At 53.9% G+C, this 14302-nt stretch carries 12 protein-coding genes and 1 tRNA gene; 2 read left to right on the top strand and 11 right to left on the bottom strand.

Features of this window, described 5'->3' with window-relative positions; all coding sequences use genetic code 11:
* Positions 1-6: 6 nt before the first annotated feature.
* Positions 7-2589: a leucine--tRNA ligase gene (leuS, locus tag QMZ65_RS08910; protein ID WP_283215861.1), complete on the bottom strand. Its 2583-nt coding sequence runs from the start codon at positions 2587-2589 to the stop codon at positions 7-9.
* Between the two features lie 343 nt (positions 2590-2932).
* Between leuS and QMZ65_RS08905 the strand changes: the two genes are divergently transcribed.
* The gene (locus QMZ65_RS08905; RefSeq protein WP_097117433.1) at positions 2933-3415 is read left to right on the top strand and encodes a zinc ribbon-containing protein; all 483 of its coding nucleotides are present in this window, start codon (positions 2933-2935) and stop codon (positions 3413-3415) included.
* Positions 3416-3489: 74 nt separating this feature from the next.
* Here QMZ65_RS08905 and QMZ65_RS08900 read toward each other — a convergent pair whose 3' ends face one another.
* From QMZ65_RS08900 to miaB, 9 genes are all read right to left on the bottom strand, one after another.
* On the bottom strand, positions 3490-4215 hold the full coding sequence (locus tag QMZ65_RS08900) for an amino acid ABC transporter ATP-binding protein (protein ID WP_034829065.1): 726 nt from the start codon (positions 4213-4215) through the stop codon (positions 3490-3492).
* Positions 4216-4893 carry a glutamate/aspartate ABC transporter permease GltK gene (gene gltK / locus QMZ65_RS08895; protein ID WP_058960797.1) on the bottom strand — a complete coding sequence of 226 codons (678 nt, stop codon included), beginning with the start codon at positions 4891-4893 and terminating at the stop codon, positions 4216-4218.
* Positions 4893-5633 carry an amino acid ABC transporter permease gene (locus QMZ65_RS08890; protein WP_034829069.1) on the bottom strand — a complete coding sequence of 247 codons (741 nt, stop codon included), beginning with the start codon at positions 5631-5633 and terminating at the stop codon, positions 4893-4895. Before QMZ65_RS08890 ends, gltK begins: the two co-directional genes overlap by 1 nt.
* Positions 5634-5794: 161 nt before the next feature.
* Positions 5795-6688 (bottom strand): glutamate/aspartate ABC transporter substrate-binding protein, encoded by an 894-nt coding sequence (locus QMZ65_RS08885; protein WP_039330499.1) that lies wholly within the window; start codon positions 6686-6688, stop codon positions 5795-5797.
* A 439-nt stretch (positions 6689-7127) separates the two neighbouring features.
* A complete protein-coding gene (lnt, locus tag QMZ65_RS08880) occupies positions 7128-8654 on the bottom strand; it encodes an apolipoprotein N-acyltransferase (protein WP_283215860.1) in 1527 nt (508 codons plus the stop codon).
* 4 nt (positions 8655-8658) lie between these two features.
* Positions 8659-9540, bottom strand: a complete 882-nt coding sequence (corC, locus tag QMZ65_RS08875; protein ID WP_034829075.1) for a CNNM family magnesium/cobalt transport protein CorC — start codon at positions 9538-9540, stop codon at positions 8659-8661.
* A gap of 84 nt (positions 9541-9624) precedes the next feature.
* On the bottom strand, positions 9625-10098 hold the full coding sequence (gene ybeY, locus QMZ65_RS08870) for an rRNA maturation RNase YbeY (protein WP_097117431.1): 474 nt from the start codon (positions 10096-10098) through the stop codon (positions 9625-9627).
* Complete coding sequence (locus QMZ65_RS08865) at positions 10095-11168, bottom strand: PhoH family protein (RefSeq protein WP_058960793.1); 1074 nt, start codon at positions 11166-11168, stop codon at positions 10095-10097. The genes ybeY and QMZ65_RS08865 overlap by 4 nt, the downstream gene beginning before the upstream one ends.
* Positions 11169-11373: 205 nt before the next feature.
* Positions 11374-12798 (bottom strand): tRNA (N6-isopentenyl adenosine(37)-C2)-methylthiotransferase MiaB, encoded by a 1425-nt coding sequence (miaB, locus tag QMZ65_RS08860; protein ID WP_097117430.1) that lies wholly within the window; start codon positions 12796-12798, stop codon positions 11374-11376.
* Positions 12799-12967: 169 nt separating this feature from the next.
* On the opposite strand from miaB, the gene ubiF reads away from it, so the two are divergent.
* Positions 12968-14140, top strand: a complete 1173-nt coding sequence (gene ubiF / locus QMZ65_RS08855) for a 3-demethoxyubiquinol 3-hydroxylase (RefSeq protein ID WP_283215859.1) — start codon at positions 12968-12970, stop codon at positions 14138-14140.
* 86 nt (positions 14141-14226) lie between these two features.
* On the opposite strand, the gene QMZ65_RS08850 is transcribed toward ubiF, so the two are convergent.
* A tRNA-Gln gene (locus QMZ65_RS08850) sits at positions 14227-14301 on the bottom strand.
* Position 14302 lies beyond the last annotated feature (1 nt).

The raw sequence follows: 14302 nt of genomic DNA, 5'->3' as shown, positions 1-14302 counted from the left end.
CTGAACTTAACCTACGACCAGGTTAAGCAGTTTGCCAGGGACATAAATCACTTTACGAAGTGTGACGCCTTCCAGATATTTCGCCACAATGTGCTCCTGCGCAGCACGCGCCTGAACCTGCTCCTGCGTAGCATCCGGCGCAACGGTAATCTTGCCGCGCACTTTGCCATTCACCTGTACAACGACCAGCAGTGAATCTTCCACCATCGCGGATTCATCCGCAACCGGCCAGCTGGCTTCATCGACACTACCTTCTCCGCCCAGCGCCTGCCACAGAACATAGCTGGCGTGCGGCGTGAACGGATAGAGCAGACGAACGACCGCCACCAGCGCTTCCTGCATCAGTGCGCGATCTTGATCGCTCTCCTGCGGGGCACGAGTCAGCTTGTTCATCAACTCCATGATGGCAGCGATAGCGGTGTTGAATGTCTGGCGACGACCCACGTCATCGGCCACCTTGGCGATGGTTTTGTGCAGATCGCGACGCAGCGCTTTCTGATCGTCGTTCAGTGCATTGAGGTCCAGCGCCACGGTGGCACCTTTCGCTACGTGTTCGTAGGCCAGTTTCCACACGCGCTTCAGGAAGCGGTTCGCACCTTCTACACCCGATTCCTGCCATTCCAGCGTCATTTCTGCTGGTGAAGCAAACATCATGAACAGACGCACGGTATCGGCACCGTAACGTTCAACCATCAGCTGTGGATCGATGCCGTTGTTTTTCGACTTGGACATCTTGCTCATGCCGGCATAAACCACTTCGCGGCCTGCGTTGTCGACAGCCTTAACAATACGACCTTTTTCATCGCGCTCAACGCTAACATCAACCGGAGAAACCCAGTTACGCTCGCCGTTCGTGCCGGTGTAATAGAACGCATCGGCCAGAACCATACCCTGACACAGCAGACGTTTGGCTGGCTCATCAGAGTTCACCAGGCCGGCGTCACGCAGCAGCTTGTGGTAGAAGCGGAAATACATCAGGTGCATGATGGCGTGTTCGATACCACCGACATACTGATCTACCGGCAGCCAGTAGTTCGCAGCGGCAGGATCCAGCATGCCTTCGTTGTAATTGGCACAGGTGTAACGTGCGTAATACCAGGACGATTCCATAAAGGTGTCAAAGGTATCGGTTTCGCGCAGCGCTGGCTGGCCGTTAACCGTGGTTTTCGCCCACTCAGGATCGGCTTTGATCGGGCTGGTGATACCGTCCATCACCACATCTTCTGGCAGAATCACTGGCAGCTGATCTTCTGGCGTTGGCATCACGGTGCCGTCTTCCAGTGTCACCATTGGAATTGGCGCGCCCCAATAACGCTGACGGGACACACCCCAGTCGCGCAGACGATAGTTGACTTTACGCACGCCGACGCCTTTCGCCGCCAATGCATCAGCAATGGCGTTGAAGCCCGCCTGATGATCCAGACCGTTGAACTCACCCGAGTTGAACAGCGCGCCTTTATCGGTCATCGCCGCTTCGCTCAGATCAGGCGTTGAACCATCCAGATTCAGGATTACTGGTTTGATGTTCAGGTTGTACTTAGTCGCGAACTCCCAGTCACGCTGGTCATGGCCTGGAACAGCCATCACTGCGCCGGTGCCGTATTCCATCAGGACAAAGTTAGCGACCCAGACTGGGATCTCTTCGCCCGTCAGCGGATGGATAGCAAACAGGCCAGTGGCCATGCCTTTCTTCTCCATCGTCGCCATATCTGCTTCAGCCACTTTGGTGGTGCTGCACTCTGCGATGAAGTCAGACAGCGCAGGGTTGCTGGCCGCAGCCTGGCGCGCCAGTGGGTGGCCAGCTGCCACAGCAATGTAGGTGGCACCGAGGAAGGTGTCCGGACGTGTGGTGTAAACCGTTAATTTCTCTTCGCTGTACGCCACATCGAAGGTGATTTCCACGCCCTCAGAACGGCCAATCCAGTTACGCTGCATGGTCTTGACCGTTTCAGGCCAGTCTTCCAGCTTATCCAGATCGTTGAGCAGTTCTTCCGCGTAAGCGGTGATTTTCACGAACCACTGAGGAATCTCTTTGCGCTCTACTTTGGTGTCACAGCGCCAGCAGCAGCCGTCGATAACTTGTTCGTTAGCCAGTACGGTTTGGTCATGCGGGCACCAGTTCACCGCTGAGGTCTTTTTATAGACCATGCCTTTTTCATACAGCTTGGTGAAGAACCACTGTTCCCAGCGATAGTACTCTGGCTGGCAGGTCGCCAATTCGCGGCTCCAGTCATAGCCAAAGCCCAGCAGTTTGAGCTGGTTCTTCATATATTCGATGTTGTCATAAGTCCATGGTGCGGGCGCGGTGTTGTTTTTTACCGCAGCGCCTTCGGCTGGCAGTCCAAACGCATCCCAGCCAATCGGCTGCAGGACATTTTTACCCAGCATGCGCTGATAGCGCGCAATCACATCGCCGATGGTGTAGTTACGCACGTGGCCCATGTGTAGGCGGCCAGAAGGATAGGGCAGCATAGAAAGGCAGTAGTATTTCTCTTTGCCTTCCTGCTCGGTCACTTTAAAGGTTTCGTTTTCGTCCCAGTGCTGTTGGACGCGGGATTCTATCTCTTCCGGGCGGTATTGCTCTTGCATGGCTGCCTGTGGTCCTTTATGAAAATCGTTAACCCTGAATAGTTCACGTCACAGGCAGGCGGCAAAGGTGTGAATACGCTCGCGCTTAACGAAGTAAGCGACGGCGTGAACACGTGCAGCCAACGCACCTGCGACTTGAAGTATGACGGGTTCGCATACATTTAGATCCGCATAGCATACCCATAAGGCTCTTCCTCAACAACATTTCACGCCCCGGCTGAGCGGATTTCTACTCAATGCGCCGCCGCTTTCACCCTTTTGCGATTTACTCCGCTTTCGTCACGGCAAATATGACAGAACAGCTAAACTTACTATCAGCTATTCCCGCGGAAAGGAGAACAAAATGAATAACGTGGCGCAGGAGTATCGTGCAACGATAGCGGCATTAACCCAGCGGCTGGAACAGGGCGAGCGTGATGTTGATGCCCTGGTCGCTGAGGCTCGGCAGGAGTTATTAGCGAAAAAGACGCTGACCTCTTCTGAAGTGAATGAGGTGATGCGGGCGGTCAGGCGTGATTTACATGAGTTCGCGCTCAGTTATCAGGAATCTTCAGATGTGCTCGGTGACTCCGTATTCTTGCGCGTCATTCGCGAGAGCGTATGGAAAGAACTGGTGGATATCACGGACAAAAGCCAATTAGAGTGGCGCGAGGTGTTTCAGGATCTACGACATCACGGTGTTTATCAAAGCGGTGAAGTGGTGGGGTTGGGTAACCTGGTGTGTGAGAAGTGCGGTTTTACCCGGGCGATCTATACACCGGAGAGCTTAACGCGCTGCCCGGAGTGTGGGCACGATCATTTCCAGCGTCAGCCTTTTGAGCCTTGATTTGCGGAAAATCGCGCCGCTGCGTGATTAATGGGGAAACCCCATCCATACAGCGGCGCAATTGAGAGCGCTAATTAATGCAGGATCTTCGCGAGGAAGTCTTTTGCGCGGTCGGACTGCGGGTTATTAAAGAAGTCATCTTTGTTAGTGTCTTCGACAATTTTCCCTTCATCCATAAAGATCACGCGATTGGCCACTTTGCGCGCAAAGCCCATCTCGTGCGTCACCACCATCATGGTCATGCCTTCGTTCGCCAGCTCAACCATCACGTCCAGCACTTCGTTGATCATCTCTGGGTCGAGCGCAGATGTCGGTTCGTCAAACAGCATCGCGATGGGGTCCATACAGAGCGCGCGGGCAATCGCCACACGCTGTTGCTGGCCGCCCGAGAGTTGTCCAGGGAACTTCTCCGCATGCGCAGCCAGACCAACACGCGTCAGCAGCTTGAGACCTTTCTCACGCGCAGCGGCTTTATCACGCTTTAACACCTTGACCTGCGCCAGCACCAGGTTATCGACAATGCTGAGGTGCGGGAACAGTTCGAAGTGCTGGAACACCATACCGACTTTGCTGCGCAGTTGTGCCAGGTTGGTTTTCTTGTTGTTCACTTCGGTACCGTTAACCTGAATGCTGCCTTCCTGCACCGGTTCCAGACCGTTCACCGTTTTAATTAAGGTTGACTTACCTGAGCCGGACGGTCCACAGACCACCACCACTTCACCTTTTTTTACTTCGGTGGAGCAGTCGGTCAGCACCTGAAAGTGACCATACCACTTAGAAACATTTTTCAGGCTAATCATTTAAACCGTCCTCTTTCTTTTCAGATAGCTAACCAACAGCGAAGCGCTCAGGCTGATCACAAAATAGACCAGACCGGCAAACAGAACCATTTCAACCTGGGTACCGTCACGCTCGCCAATCGTCGAGGCGGTACGGAAGAAGTCAGCCAGGCTTAGCACATACACCAGCGAGGTATCCTGGAACAGCACAATGCCCTGCGTCAGCAGCAGTGGCACCATGGCGCGGAACGCCTGCGGCAGGATGATCAATTTCATTGATTGCCAGTGCGTCATACCCAACGCGAGCGCAGCATTCGACTGTCCGCGTGAGATGCTCTGGATACCCGCTCGGATGATTTCCGAATAGTAGGCCGCTTCAAACAGTGCAAAAGCAATCATGGCGGAAATCAGGCGAATGTCAGTTTTGGGAGAGAGTCCCAATACCTGTTGCAGTAATGCAGGCACCACCAGATAGAACCACAGCAGCACCATCACCAGCGGGACGGAGCGGAACAGGTTGACGTACAGCTTAGCGAACCAGCGAATCGGCGCGAACGGCGACAGACGCATCACGGCCAGAATCGTGCCCCAGATAATGCCGAACACCACGGCGACGGCGGTAATCTTGAAGGTGATGATCAAGCCATTCCACAAATAGGGCAGGCTGGGAGGAATCGAACTCCAGTCAAACTCGTACATTATTTGCCTCCCAGATTGCCGGGCAGGCGAATTTTACGTTCTACCAAACTCATAATCAGCATGATCACCAGGTTAATACCCACGTAAGCCAGGGTAATGGCGGTGAAAGATTCATAGGCGTGCGCCGAGTAGTCGAGCAACTTACCGGCCTGCGCCGCCATATCCACCAGACCAATGGTCGAAGCGATGGCAGAGTTTTTCACCAGGTTCAGCATTTCCGAGGTCATCGGCGGCACAATCACGCGATAGGCATTCGGCAGCAGCACGTAGCGATAAGTTTGTGGCAGCGTCAGCCCCATCGCCAACCCTGCGTTTTTCTGACCGCGTGGCAATGATTGAATCGCGGCACGTACCTGTTCACAAACGCGCGCAGCAGTGAACAAGCCGAGGCAAATGGTTGAGGAAACGAAGAACTGAATATTGGGGTCCAGTTCTGCTTTAAACCACATCCCCAGTTTTTCGCCCACCAGTTCTGGCGCCACCAGGTACCAGAAGAAGAACTGGACGATCAGCGGGATATTACGAAACAGTTCCACGTAGCAGGTGCCAATGGTCGACAGCAGTCGATTGGGCACGGTACGCAGAATGCCGAAGAAGGAACCTACCAGGAAGGCGATAATCCAGGCGCAGCAGGAAACCGCAACGGTAACCTGAAATCCGGACCACAGCCAGCCGAGGTAAGTCGTATTGCCGAACGGGGCCTGTTGTAAAAAGATGCCCCAGTTCCAATCGATACCCATAACGAGCTCCGGTAAAAAAAGGGTAGCGAGGCTACCCATAAGATTGTTGAGCGGTGTCTTGCGTCCTGCTTCAGGGGAACGACCTGTTGCAGTCTGTCTGTCCGCACCGCGTGTTCAGCAATCGAGAGGGCAGCCTGACTGCCCTTGTTTTCATTGTTAATTCAGAGTGCTTTATCGTTTGGTGCTTTGAACAGCGCCTGCATGTCAGAAGACAGCTCGAAGTTCATGTTTAGATTCTTCGGTGGGATTGGCTGTTTGAACCAGGTATCGAACCACTTAGCGGCTTCACCCGAGGTCTGCGCTTTGGCAATGGTGTCATCCATCAGCTGTTTGAACTGCGGGTCTTCTTTACGCAGCATACAGCCGTAAGCTTCTTTTGACTGAGGTGTGCCAGTGATCTGCCAGTCGTCTGGTTTCTTCGCTTTAGCACGTTCACCTGCCAGCAGAGCATCATCCATCATAAAGGCCACGGCACGACCGGTTTCCAGCGTACGGAAAGAATCGCCATGGTCTTTGGCGCTGATGATGCGCATGTCCATTTTCTTCTCATCGTTCAGCTTGTGCAGCAGAACTTCAGAAGTGGTACCAGAGGTCACGACAACGGTTTTGCCTTTCAGGTCAGCGAAATCTTTGATGTCGCCACCCTTTTTCACCAGCAGACGCGTACCGATGATGAAGACGGTATCGGAGAACGCGGCTTGCTGCTGACGTTCCAGGTTGTTGGTGGTAGAACCACATTCAAAATCGTAAGTGCCGTTTTGCAGCAGTGGAATACGGTTCTGAGAGGTGATCGGCAGCATTTTTACTTGCAGATCAGGCTTGTTCAGCTTGGCTTTGATCGCCGCTACGATGGCGTTTGAGTAGTCTTGTGAATAGCCAACCACTTTTTGCTGGTTGTCGTAGTAAGAAAAGGGAACTGATGACTCACGATGCCCAACGACGATCACGCCGCTATCATTAATTTTTTTCAGGGTGCCGGTGAGATCTTCCGCCTGGGCCGCTCCCGCTGCTGCTCCCAACAGCAGAAGAGATAATGCCACTTTGCGTGTCTGCATGTTCCTACTCCTTTGAATGGATGTTGCGCAGAACATAAACTGCGCAGATTGTGATGTTGTGTGTATTTCGTGCTGCTTTTTTAGTTATCCCTTAGCGCAACTGCGCGCAGGATAGTGATTAACATAGCGAATTGTTAACGCAATGAAACAAAAAAGTTTGTTTTTTGCGAGCCGCTCCGCACCATTAAGAGGCAATAAAAAGCCATTGCGCCGTTTCGGTGCGTGTCAGTGCCAAATAATAGTGCGTGAACATGGCATTACGCTGACAAAACGCTGATGTTGAGAAAATCACTGAAATAAATAGCAATGATCGTGCCAGCACGGTGAAATGCGTGAAAAAGCCAGCAGAGAATCTGGTAAAGCGTAGCCGATGGGAGCGGAAAACAGCGCAAAAAAAAGGCGAAGTGAGCACTTCGCCTGTCAGAATGTGATCGGAGTGTCAGTGGCGACGACGAATAATCGCCAGGACGATGCCGATTAACGTCAGAATCCATACCGGCCAGATGCCTGCTTTGGCATAAGGGGTCTCACCAGTGGTGGGTGTTACCCTGGCTTCCAGCACGTCACGCGTGAACTGCGGGATCTCTTTTTCAACCTCGCCGTTGGCATTCACCACCGCCGTGACACCGTTATTGGTGGATCGCAACAGCGCACGGCCCAATTCCAGTGCACGCATACGCGCCATCTGGAAATGCTGCCACGGGCCGATGGAATGACCAAACCAGGCATCGTTAGAGACGGTCAGCAGGAAGTTGGTATCAGGACGGAAGTTGGCTCGTACCTGCTCGCCCAACACAATTTCGTAGCAAATGGCGCTGGTAAGATCATAACCCGCCACCTTCAACTGCGGCTGCACATAGGCACCACGGCTAAACGACGACATTGGCAGATCGAAGAACGGCGCCAGCGGACGCAGCAGATCTTCCAGCGGCACAAACTCCCCGAACGGCACCAGATGGTTTTTCTGATATCGGTTATGGCTTTGATAGCTGTAAGGCTGCTCGCCGCCCAGCACAATCACGGAGTTGTAATCGTGGTAGCGGTTATCCCCTTCAATGCGTGAATCGACAATCCCGGTAATTAGCGAGCTGCCGCGCTCGCGCAGTTCGGCATCCAGCGCTTTGAGGAACGGCTGCTGATTGCTTTCAAGGTCGGTAATCGCCGATTCCGGCCAGATAATGATGGGCGCTTTGCCCATATAAGGCTGGCTGTAAGAGGTGTACACACGCAACGTATTCAGCAACTGCTGTGGGTCCCACTTCATCGACTGGGGAATGTTGCCTTGCACCATCGCCACGTCCACGCTGCGTTCCGGCAGCGGCTGATACCACTGCAACATGCGCAGTGGCCATGGCAGCAGCAGCAATACCGCGGCCGCCACCAGGCTCTTCACCGTACGATGATAAAGCGCATGCACCATCAGACCGGCGATCACCATTAACAGGAAAGTGATGGTTTCAACGCCCGCCAGCGGCGCAAGGCCTTTGAGCGGACCGTCGATCTGGCTGTAGCCGAACTGCAGCCACGGGAATCCGGTCAGGATCCAGCCACGCAGAAATTCGCTGATTTGCCACAATGCCGGTGCCGCCAGCACCAGACGCCACAAGGTCGCACGTGGCCACAGGCGATTAAGCACCGCCGCAAACAGCATCGGATAAATCGCCAGGTAAGCGGCCAGCAATATCACCAGGAAGATGTTAACCGGGCCAGGCATACCACCAAAGGTGGCGATGCTGACGTAAACCCAGTTAATGCCACTGCCGAACAGCCCAAAGCCCCAGACGAAGCCAATCGCGGCGGCTTGAGGGCTGCGGCGATCCAGTAGCAACAGTTGCAGTCCCGCCAGGGAAACTAATGCGGCAGGCCAAAAATCATAGGGAGAAAAGGAAAGGGTGCCAACGGCACCCGCAATCAAAGCCAGCAGCAGGCGAACCCGCTGCTGCGAGTAGAGAGAGGCTAAAGCCATAAAATTATTCGTCTTCCAGTTGCGGTTGTGGAGAGTCTTCCGGAATTTTCACATGCACCTGGATGATACGGCGGCTGTCGGCCATCGCGACTTTGAATTGGTAACCATCAATGTCGATGCTCTCACCGCGCGCGGGAAGGTGGCCGAATCCCTGCATCACCAGACCGCCAATGGTATCCACTTCATCATCACTGAAGCTGGTACCAAATACCTCGTTAAAATCCTCGATAGGCGCAAGCGCACGTACGGTATAGGTATGGCGGTTTAACTGACGGATATCACGATCTTCTTCATCGTCATATTCATCTTCAATTTCACCGACAATCAATTCGAGGATATCTTCAATCGTGACTAGCCCGGAAACGCCACCGAATTCGTCAATGACAATCGCCATATGATAGCGCTGGGAACGGAACTCTTTCAGCATGCGGTCAACACGCTTACTTTCAGGCACGACAACGGCGGTGCGCAGCACTTTCTCAATGCTGAAAGGTTCAGACGCGCTGCTCATAAACGGCAGCAGGTCTTTGGCCATCAAAATGCCTTCGACGTGGTCTTTATCTTCGCTGATCACCGGGAAGCGCGAGTGGGCGGAATCAATAATGACCGCAAGGCACTCTTCAAGACTTTGGTTGCGTTTAAGGGTGATCATCTGGGAGCGCGGGATCATGATGTCACGCACGCGCTGCTCGGCAATATCCAGCACCCCTTCGAGCATGTCGCGGGTGTCCTGGTCGATCAGCTCTTTTTGCTCAGAATCGCGGATCAGTCCCAGTAGCTCATCACGGTTTTTGGGTTCACCGTGAAAAAGTTGGTTAATTAACAGGGAGAAAAATCCCTTTTTACTACTGGGTGCGTCGCTGTTTTGAGAATGGTCGTCGCTCATGGCGTTTTTATTTCGTTCTCTCTGGTGAGGGAAAGGAACTGCTGGCATCCGCGCCAGCAGCGCAATAACCTGAACCTAAGGGGATCAGGCGTCTTCTTTCTCCGAAATGTACGGGTCAGGATAACCAAGAGCAAGCATTATCTCGGTCTCCAGCGCCTCCATTTCTTCGGCTTCTTCATCTTCAATATGGTCATAACCCAGCAGGTGTAGCGTGCCGTGGACTACCATATGCGCCCAGTGGGCTTCAACGGTTTTGCCTTGTTCTTCCGCTTCTTGCTCAACAACCTGACGACAAATAATCAGATCGCCCAGCAGGGGCAGCTCAATCCCTGGTGGCGCTTCAAACGGGAAAGAGAGCACGTTGGTCGGCTTATCCTTACCGCGATAAGTCAGATTAAGCTTATGACTCTCCGCTTCATCCACCAGACGGATGGTGACTTCACTTTCCGGCTGGAAAGGCGTCACGGCGGCTTCGAGCCAGCGCTGGAAAGCAGGTTCGGCTGGCAGGCCATTTTCATCGGCACAGGCCAACTGTAAATCTAAAATCACCGCGCTCATGAAGGCTCCTGCGGGCTGGATGGGGCGGCAAGTTGAGACGCCAGCGTTTCACGCTTGCGCTCTTCTGCCAGTTTGTCACGGCGCTTCTGATCGGCTTCTTCCCACGCTTCATAAGCATTCACGATGCGTGCGACAACCGGATGACGCACCACGTCTTCGCTGTGGAAAAAGTTAAAACTGATTTCATCGACTTCCGCCAAAACTTCAATGGCATGACGCAGGCCGGATTTGGTGCTGCGCGGCAGGTCAATCTGTGTGACGTCACCGGTGATCACCGCTTTGGAGTTGAAACCGATACGTGTCAGAAACATCTTCATCTGCTCGATGGTGGTGTTCTGACTCTCATCGAGAATCACAAAGGCGTCGTTGAGTGTACGTCCACGCATGTAAGCCAGCGGAGCCACTTCAATCACATTGCGCTCCATCAGCTTTTCCACGCGCTCAAAGCCGAGCATTTCAAACAAAGCATCGTAGAGCGGACGCAGGTAAGGATCGACTTTCTGGCTCAGGTCACCCGGCAGGAAGCCCAGTTTTTCACCGGCCTCTACCGCAGGGCGCGTCAGCAGAATACGGCGGATTTCCTGACGTTCCAGGGCATCAACGGCAGCGGCCACCGCCAGATAGGTTTTACCGGTACCAGCTGGACCCACACCGAAGGTGATGTCATGGTCGAGGATATTAGCCACATACTGCGCCTGATTGGGCGTACGAGGTTTAATCACACCGCGCTTGGTTTTGATGTGAATCGCCTTACCAAACTCCGGCACGCTTTCGGCGGTTTGCTCCAGTACACGGCTCTCTTTGATCGCCAGATGCACCTGGTCCGGTTCAATATCCGGGATTTGGCCACGCACTGGCGCAGTACTCACGTACAGGTCACGCAGAATGTTGATGGCTGCGTCAACGCTGAGCGATCGGCCCACCAGTTTGAAATGGTTGTCCCGGCGGTTGATTTCGACACCGAGGCGTTTTTCCAGCTGCTTCACATTGTCATCAAACGGACCGCACAGGCTCATCAGTCGGCGGTTATCAGCCGGTTCAAGGGCGATTTCACGAGTTTCGATATTCAAATGAATCCTTTGGGTCACTCAGGGCCAGTTGAAGAAGGTGTATCCAATGCTCCATCACAGATTGAGCATCTATACGGAATTATTTATGGGGCAAGGCCCGGCTGCAAGTTACAGAAGCGATATTTGGGCGTTGCAGGTGGAATGCAAGGGGCACGGGATGAAACAGGCGGCAGCACCTTGTGCACTGCCGCGCAAAGTTGGAGTATCAAGGCTGGTAAAGACCGACACCGATGTCATTTTCACGGCGCGTGCGGGCTATCACCGCATCGGGGCTGAGGCTGACACGCAATGCCATTTCATCTTCAGTGCGGATCAGTTTGCCACGCAGCGAGTTGGCATGGACATCGACAATTTCCACGTCAACAAACTTACCGATCATCTCAACAGGCGCTTCGAAGTTCACCACGCGGTTGTTGTCGGTGCGTCCGGTCAGTTCCATGACATTTTTACGTGAGATGCCTTCTACCAGCACACGCTGTGTGGTGCCGAGCATGCGGCGGCTCCACGCCATCGCCTGCTGATTGAGGCGATCCTGCAGAATATACAGGCGCTGCTTTTTCTCTTCTTCCGACACATCGTCAGGCAAGTCAGCGGCTGGCGTACCCGGACGTGCCGAGTAGATAAAGCTGAAGCTGACATCGAAATTCACGTCGCCCACCAGTTTCATGGTCTGCTCAAAATCCTGCTGCGTTTCGCCAGGGAAACCAATGATGAAATCTGAACTCATCTGAATATCAGGACGTGCTTTCTGCAGTTTGCGGACGATGGATTTATATTCCAGCGCGGTGTGCGCACGCTTCATCAGCGTCAGGATACGATCGGCACCGCTCTGAACGGGCAAGTGCAGGAAGCTCGCCAGCTCTGGCGTGTCACGGTAGACATCAATAATGTCATCAGTGAATTCAATCGGATGGCTGGTGGTAAAGCGGATGCGGTCGATGCCATCAATGGCCGCCACCAGACGCAACAGTTCCGCGAAGCTGCAGAGCTGGTCATCAAAGGTCGTGCCGCGATATGCGTTGACGTTTTGGCCCAGTAAATTCACTTCTCGCACGCCCTGCGCAGCCAGTTGCGCGATTTCCAACAGAATATCGTCACATGGACGGCTCACTTCCTCACCGCGGGTGTAAGGCACCACGCAGAAAGTACAGTATTTGTTACAGCCTTCCATAATGGAGACAAAGGCCGTCGGGCCTTCTGCACGCGGTTCTGGCAGACGGTCAAATTTCTCGATTTCCGGGAAGCTGATGTCAATCACCGGGCTTTTCGTCCCGCGCACCTGATTCAGCATCTCTGGCAAGCGATGCAGCGTCTGTGGACCAAATACAATATCCACGCAATTGGCGCGTTCACGCAGGCGTTCACCTTCCTGCGAAGCGACACAGCCGCCGACGCCAATAATCACGTCAGGATTTATCGCTTTCAATTTCTTCCAGCGTCCTAACAGCGCGAAAACCTTCTCCTGCGCCTTCTCACGGATCGAGCAGGTGTTGAGCAGCAGGACATCCGCCTCTTCAGCGTCCTCGGTCAGGGTGTAACCGTGCGTGCTGTTCAGCAGATCGGCCATCTTTGATGAATCGTACTCATTCATCTGACAGCCCCAGGTTTTAATATGCAGTTTTTTGGTCATCTAACTAGCCATTGATTCAGAGCAGGGAAGTGCAGGGCGCGTATTGTAATGCTTTGCTGCTGTTGTGACCAGCACAGCAGGGTCTGAGATTGTGCAGCAAATTTCCGGTACACTTTATCTATCAACGTGATGACGTGAGCTATCACGACAAGCAGAAGGATTAGAGTCAATGCAGGATTCACATTTTGATGTGGTGGTGGTGGGCGGCGGTATGGTCGGTGCCGCGCTGGCTTGTGGACTGGCACAGCAGCAATTTCGTGTGGCGGTGATTGAACGTGCCGAACCCGCTGCGTTTGATGCAGAAAGCCCGCCCGATGTCCGCATTTCCGCGATTGGAGCCTCGTCGGTAGCACTGCTGCGTCAGTTGAATGTGTGGGAACGCGTGCTGGCGATGCGCTGTGCGCCTTATCGCAAGCTCGAAACCTGGGAGTGGCAAAGTGCACATGTGACCTTTGATGCTGCCTCGCTGGGCTTGCCAGAGCTGGGATATATGGTGGAAAACAGCGTGCTGCAACGTGCGCTGTGGGAAAAGATGCAGGAAGAGGGGATCACGCTGATTTGTCCCGCCAGCCTGCAGCAGCTTCAATCGCATCGTGGCGGCTGGCAGGTCCAGCTGGATAATGGTACCACGCTGGATACGCGGCTGGTGGTTGGCGCGGATGGCGCCAACTCGCGCGTGCGCCAGCTGGCGGGAATTGGCGTCCGTGGCTGGCAATACGCGCAGTCCTGCATGCTGATTAGCGTCGAATGTGAGCATGATGCGGGGGATTCGACCTGGCAGCAATTTACGCCAGAGGGGCCACGTGCTTTTCTGCCGCTGTTTGATCGCCACGCTTCTCTGGTGTGGTATGACGCACCGGCGCGTATTTGCCAGCTACAGGCGTTGCCATTGTCACAGCTTGAAAAAGAGATTCACGCCCATTTCCCGGCACGCGTTGGGCGGGTTCAGGTCAAGAAAGCAGCCTCATTCCCGTTGGTTCGGCGCCACGCTACGCGCTATGTTTTGCCGGGATTGGCGCTGGTGGGTGATGCAGCACACACCATCAATCCCCTTGCCGGACAGGGCGTAAACCTCGGGTATCGCGATGTTGATGCGTTGATCAATACGTTGGTGGAGGCGCGCAGCCAGGCTCAGTTATGGTCATCGGATGCGGTGTTAAAGCGCTATCATCGTCAACGCTATAACGATAATTTGCTAATGCAGGGTGGGATGGATCTGTTCTATTTTGCCTTTAGCAACACGCTGGCCCCATTGCGTTTTGTGCGTAATCTGGGATTGATTGCAGCGGAGAATGCCGGAGCGCTGAAACGTAAGGCGCTGAAGTACGCGTTGGGCTTATAGATGGCAGAGCGTCGCAGGGCGCTCCTGGCATTATCCCGGATGCAGAAAACAATAAAGCCCGCAAAAGCGGGCTTTATTGTGCAATTTGGCTGGGGTGCAGGGATTCGAACCCCGGAATGCTGGTATCAGAAACCAGAGCCTTACCGCTTGGCGACACCCCAA

Origin of the sequence: Pantoea sp. EABMAA-21 (assembly GCF_030053335.1) — a bacterium.
Taxonomy (GTDB): domain Bacteria; phylum Pseudomonadota; class Gammaproteobacteria; order Enterobacterales; family Enterobacteriaceae; genus Pantoea; species Pantoea communis.
This window is presented reverse-complemented; position numbering and strand designations above follow the sequence as displayed.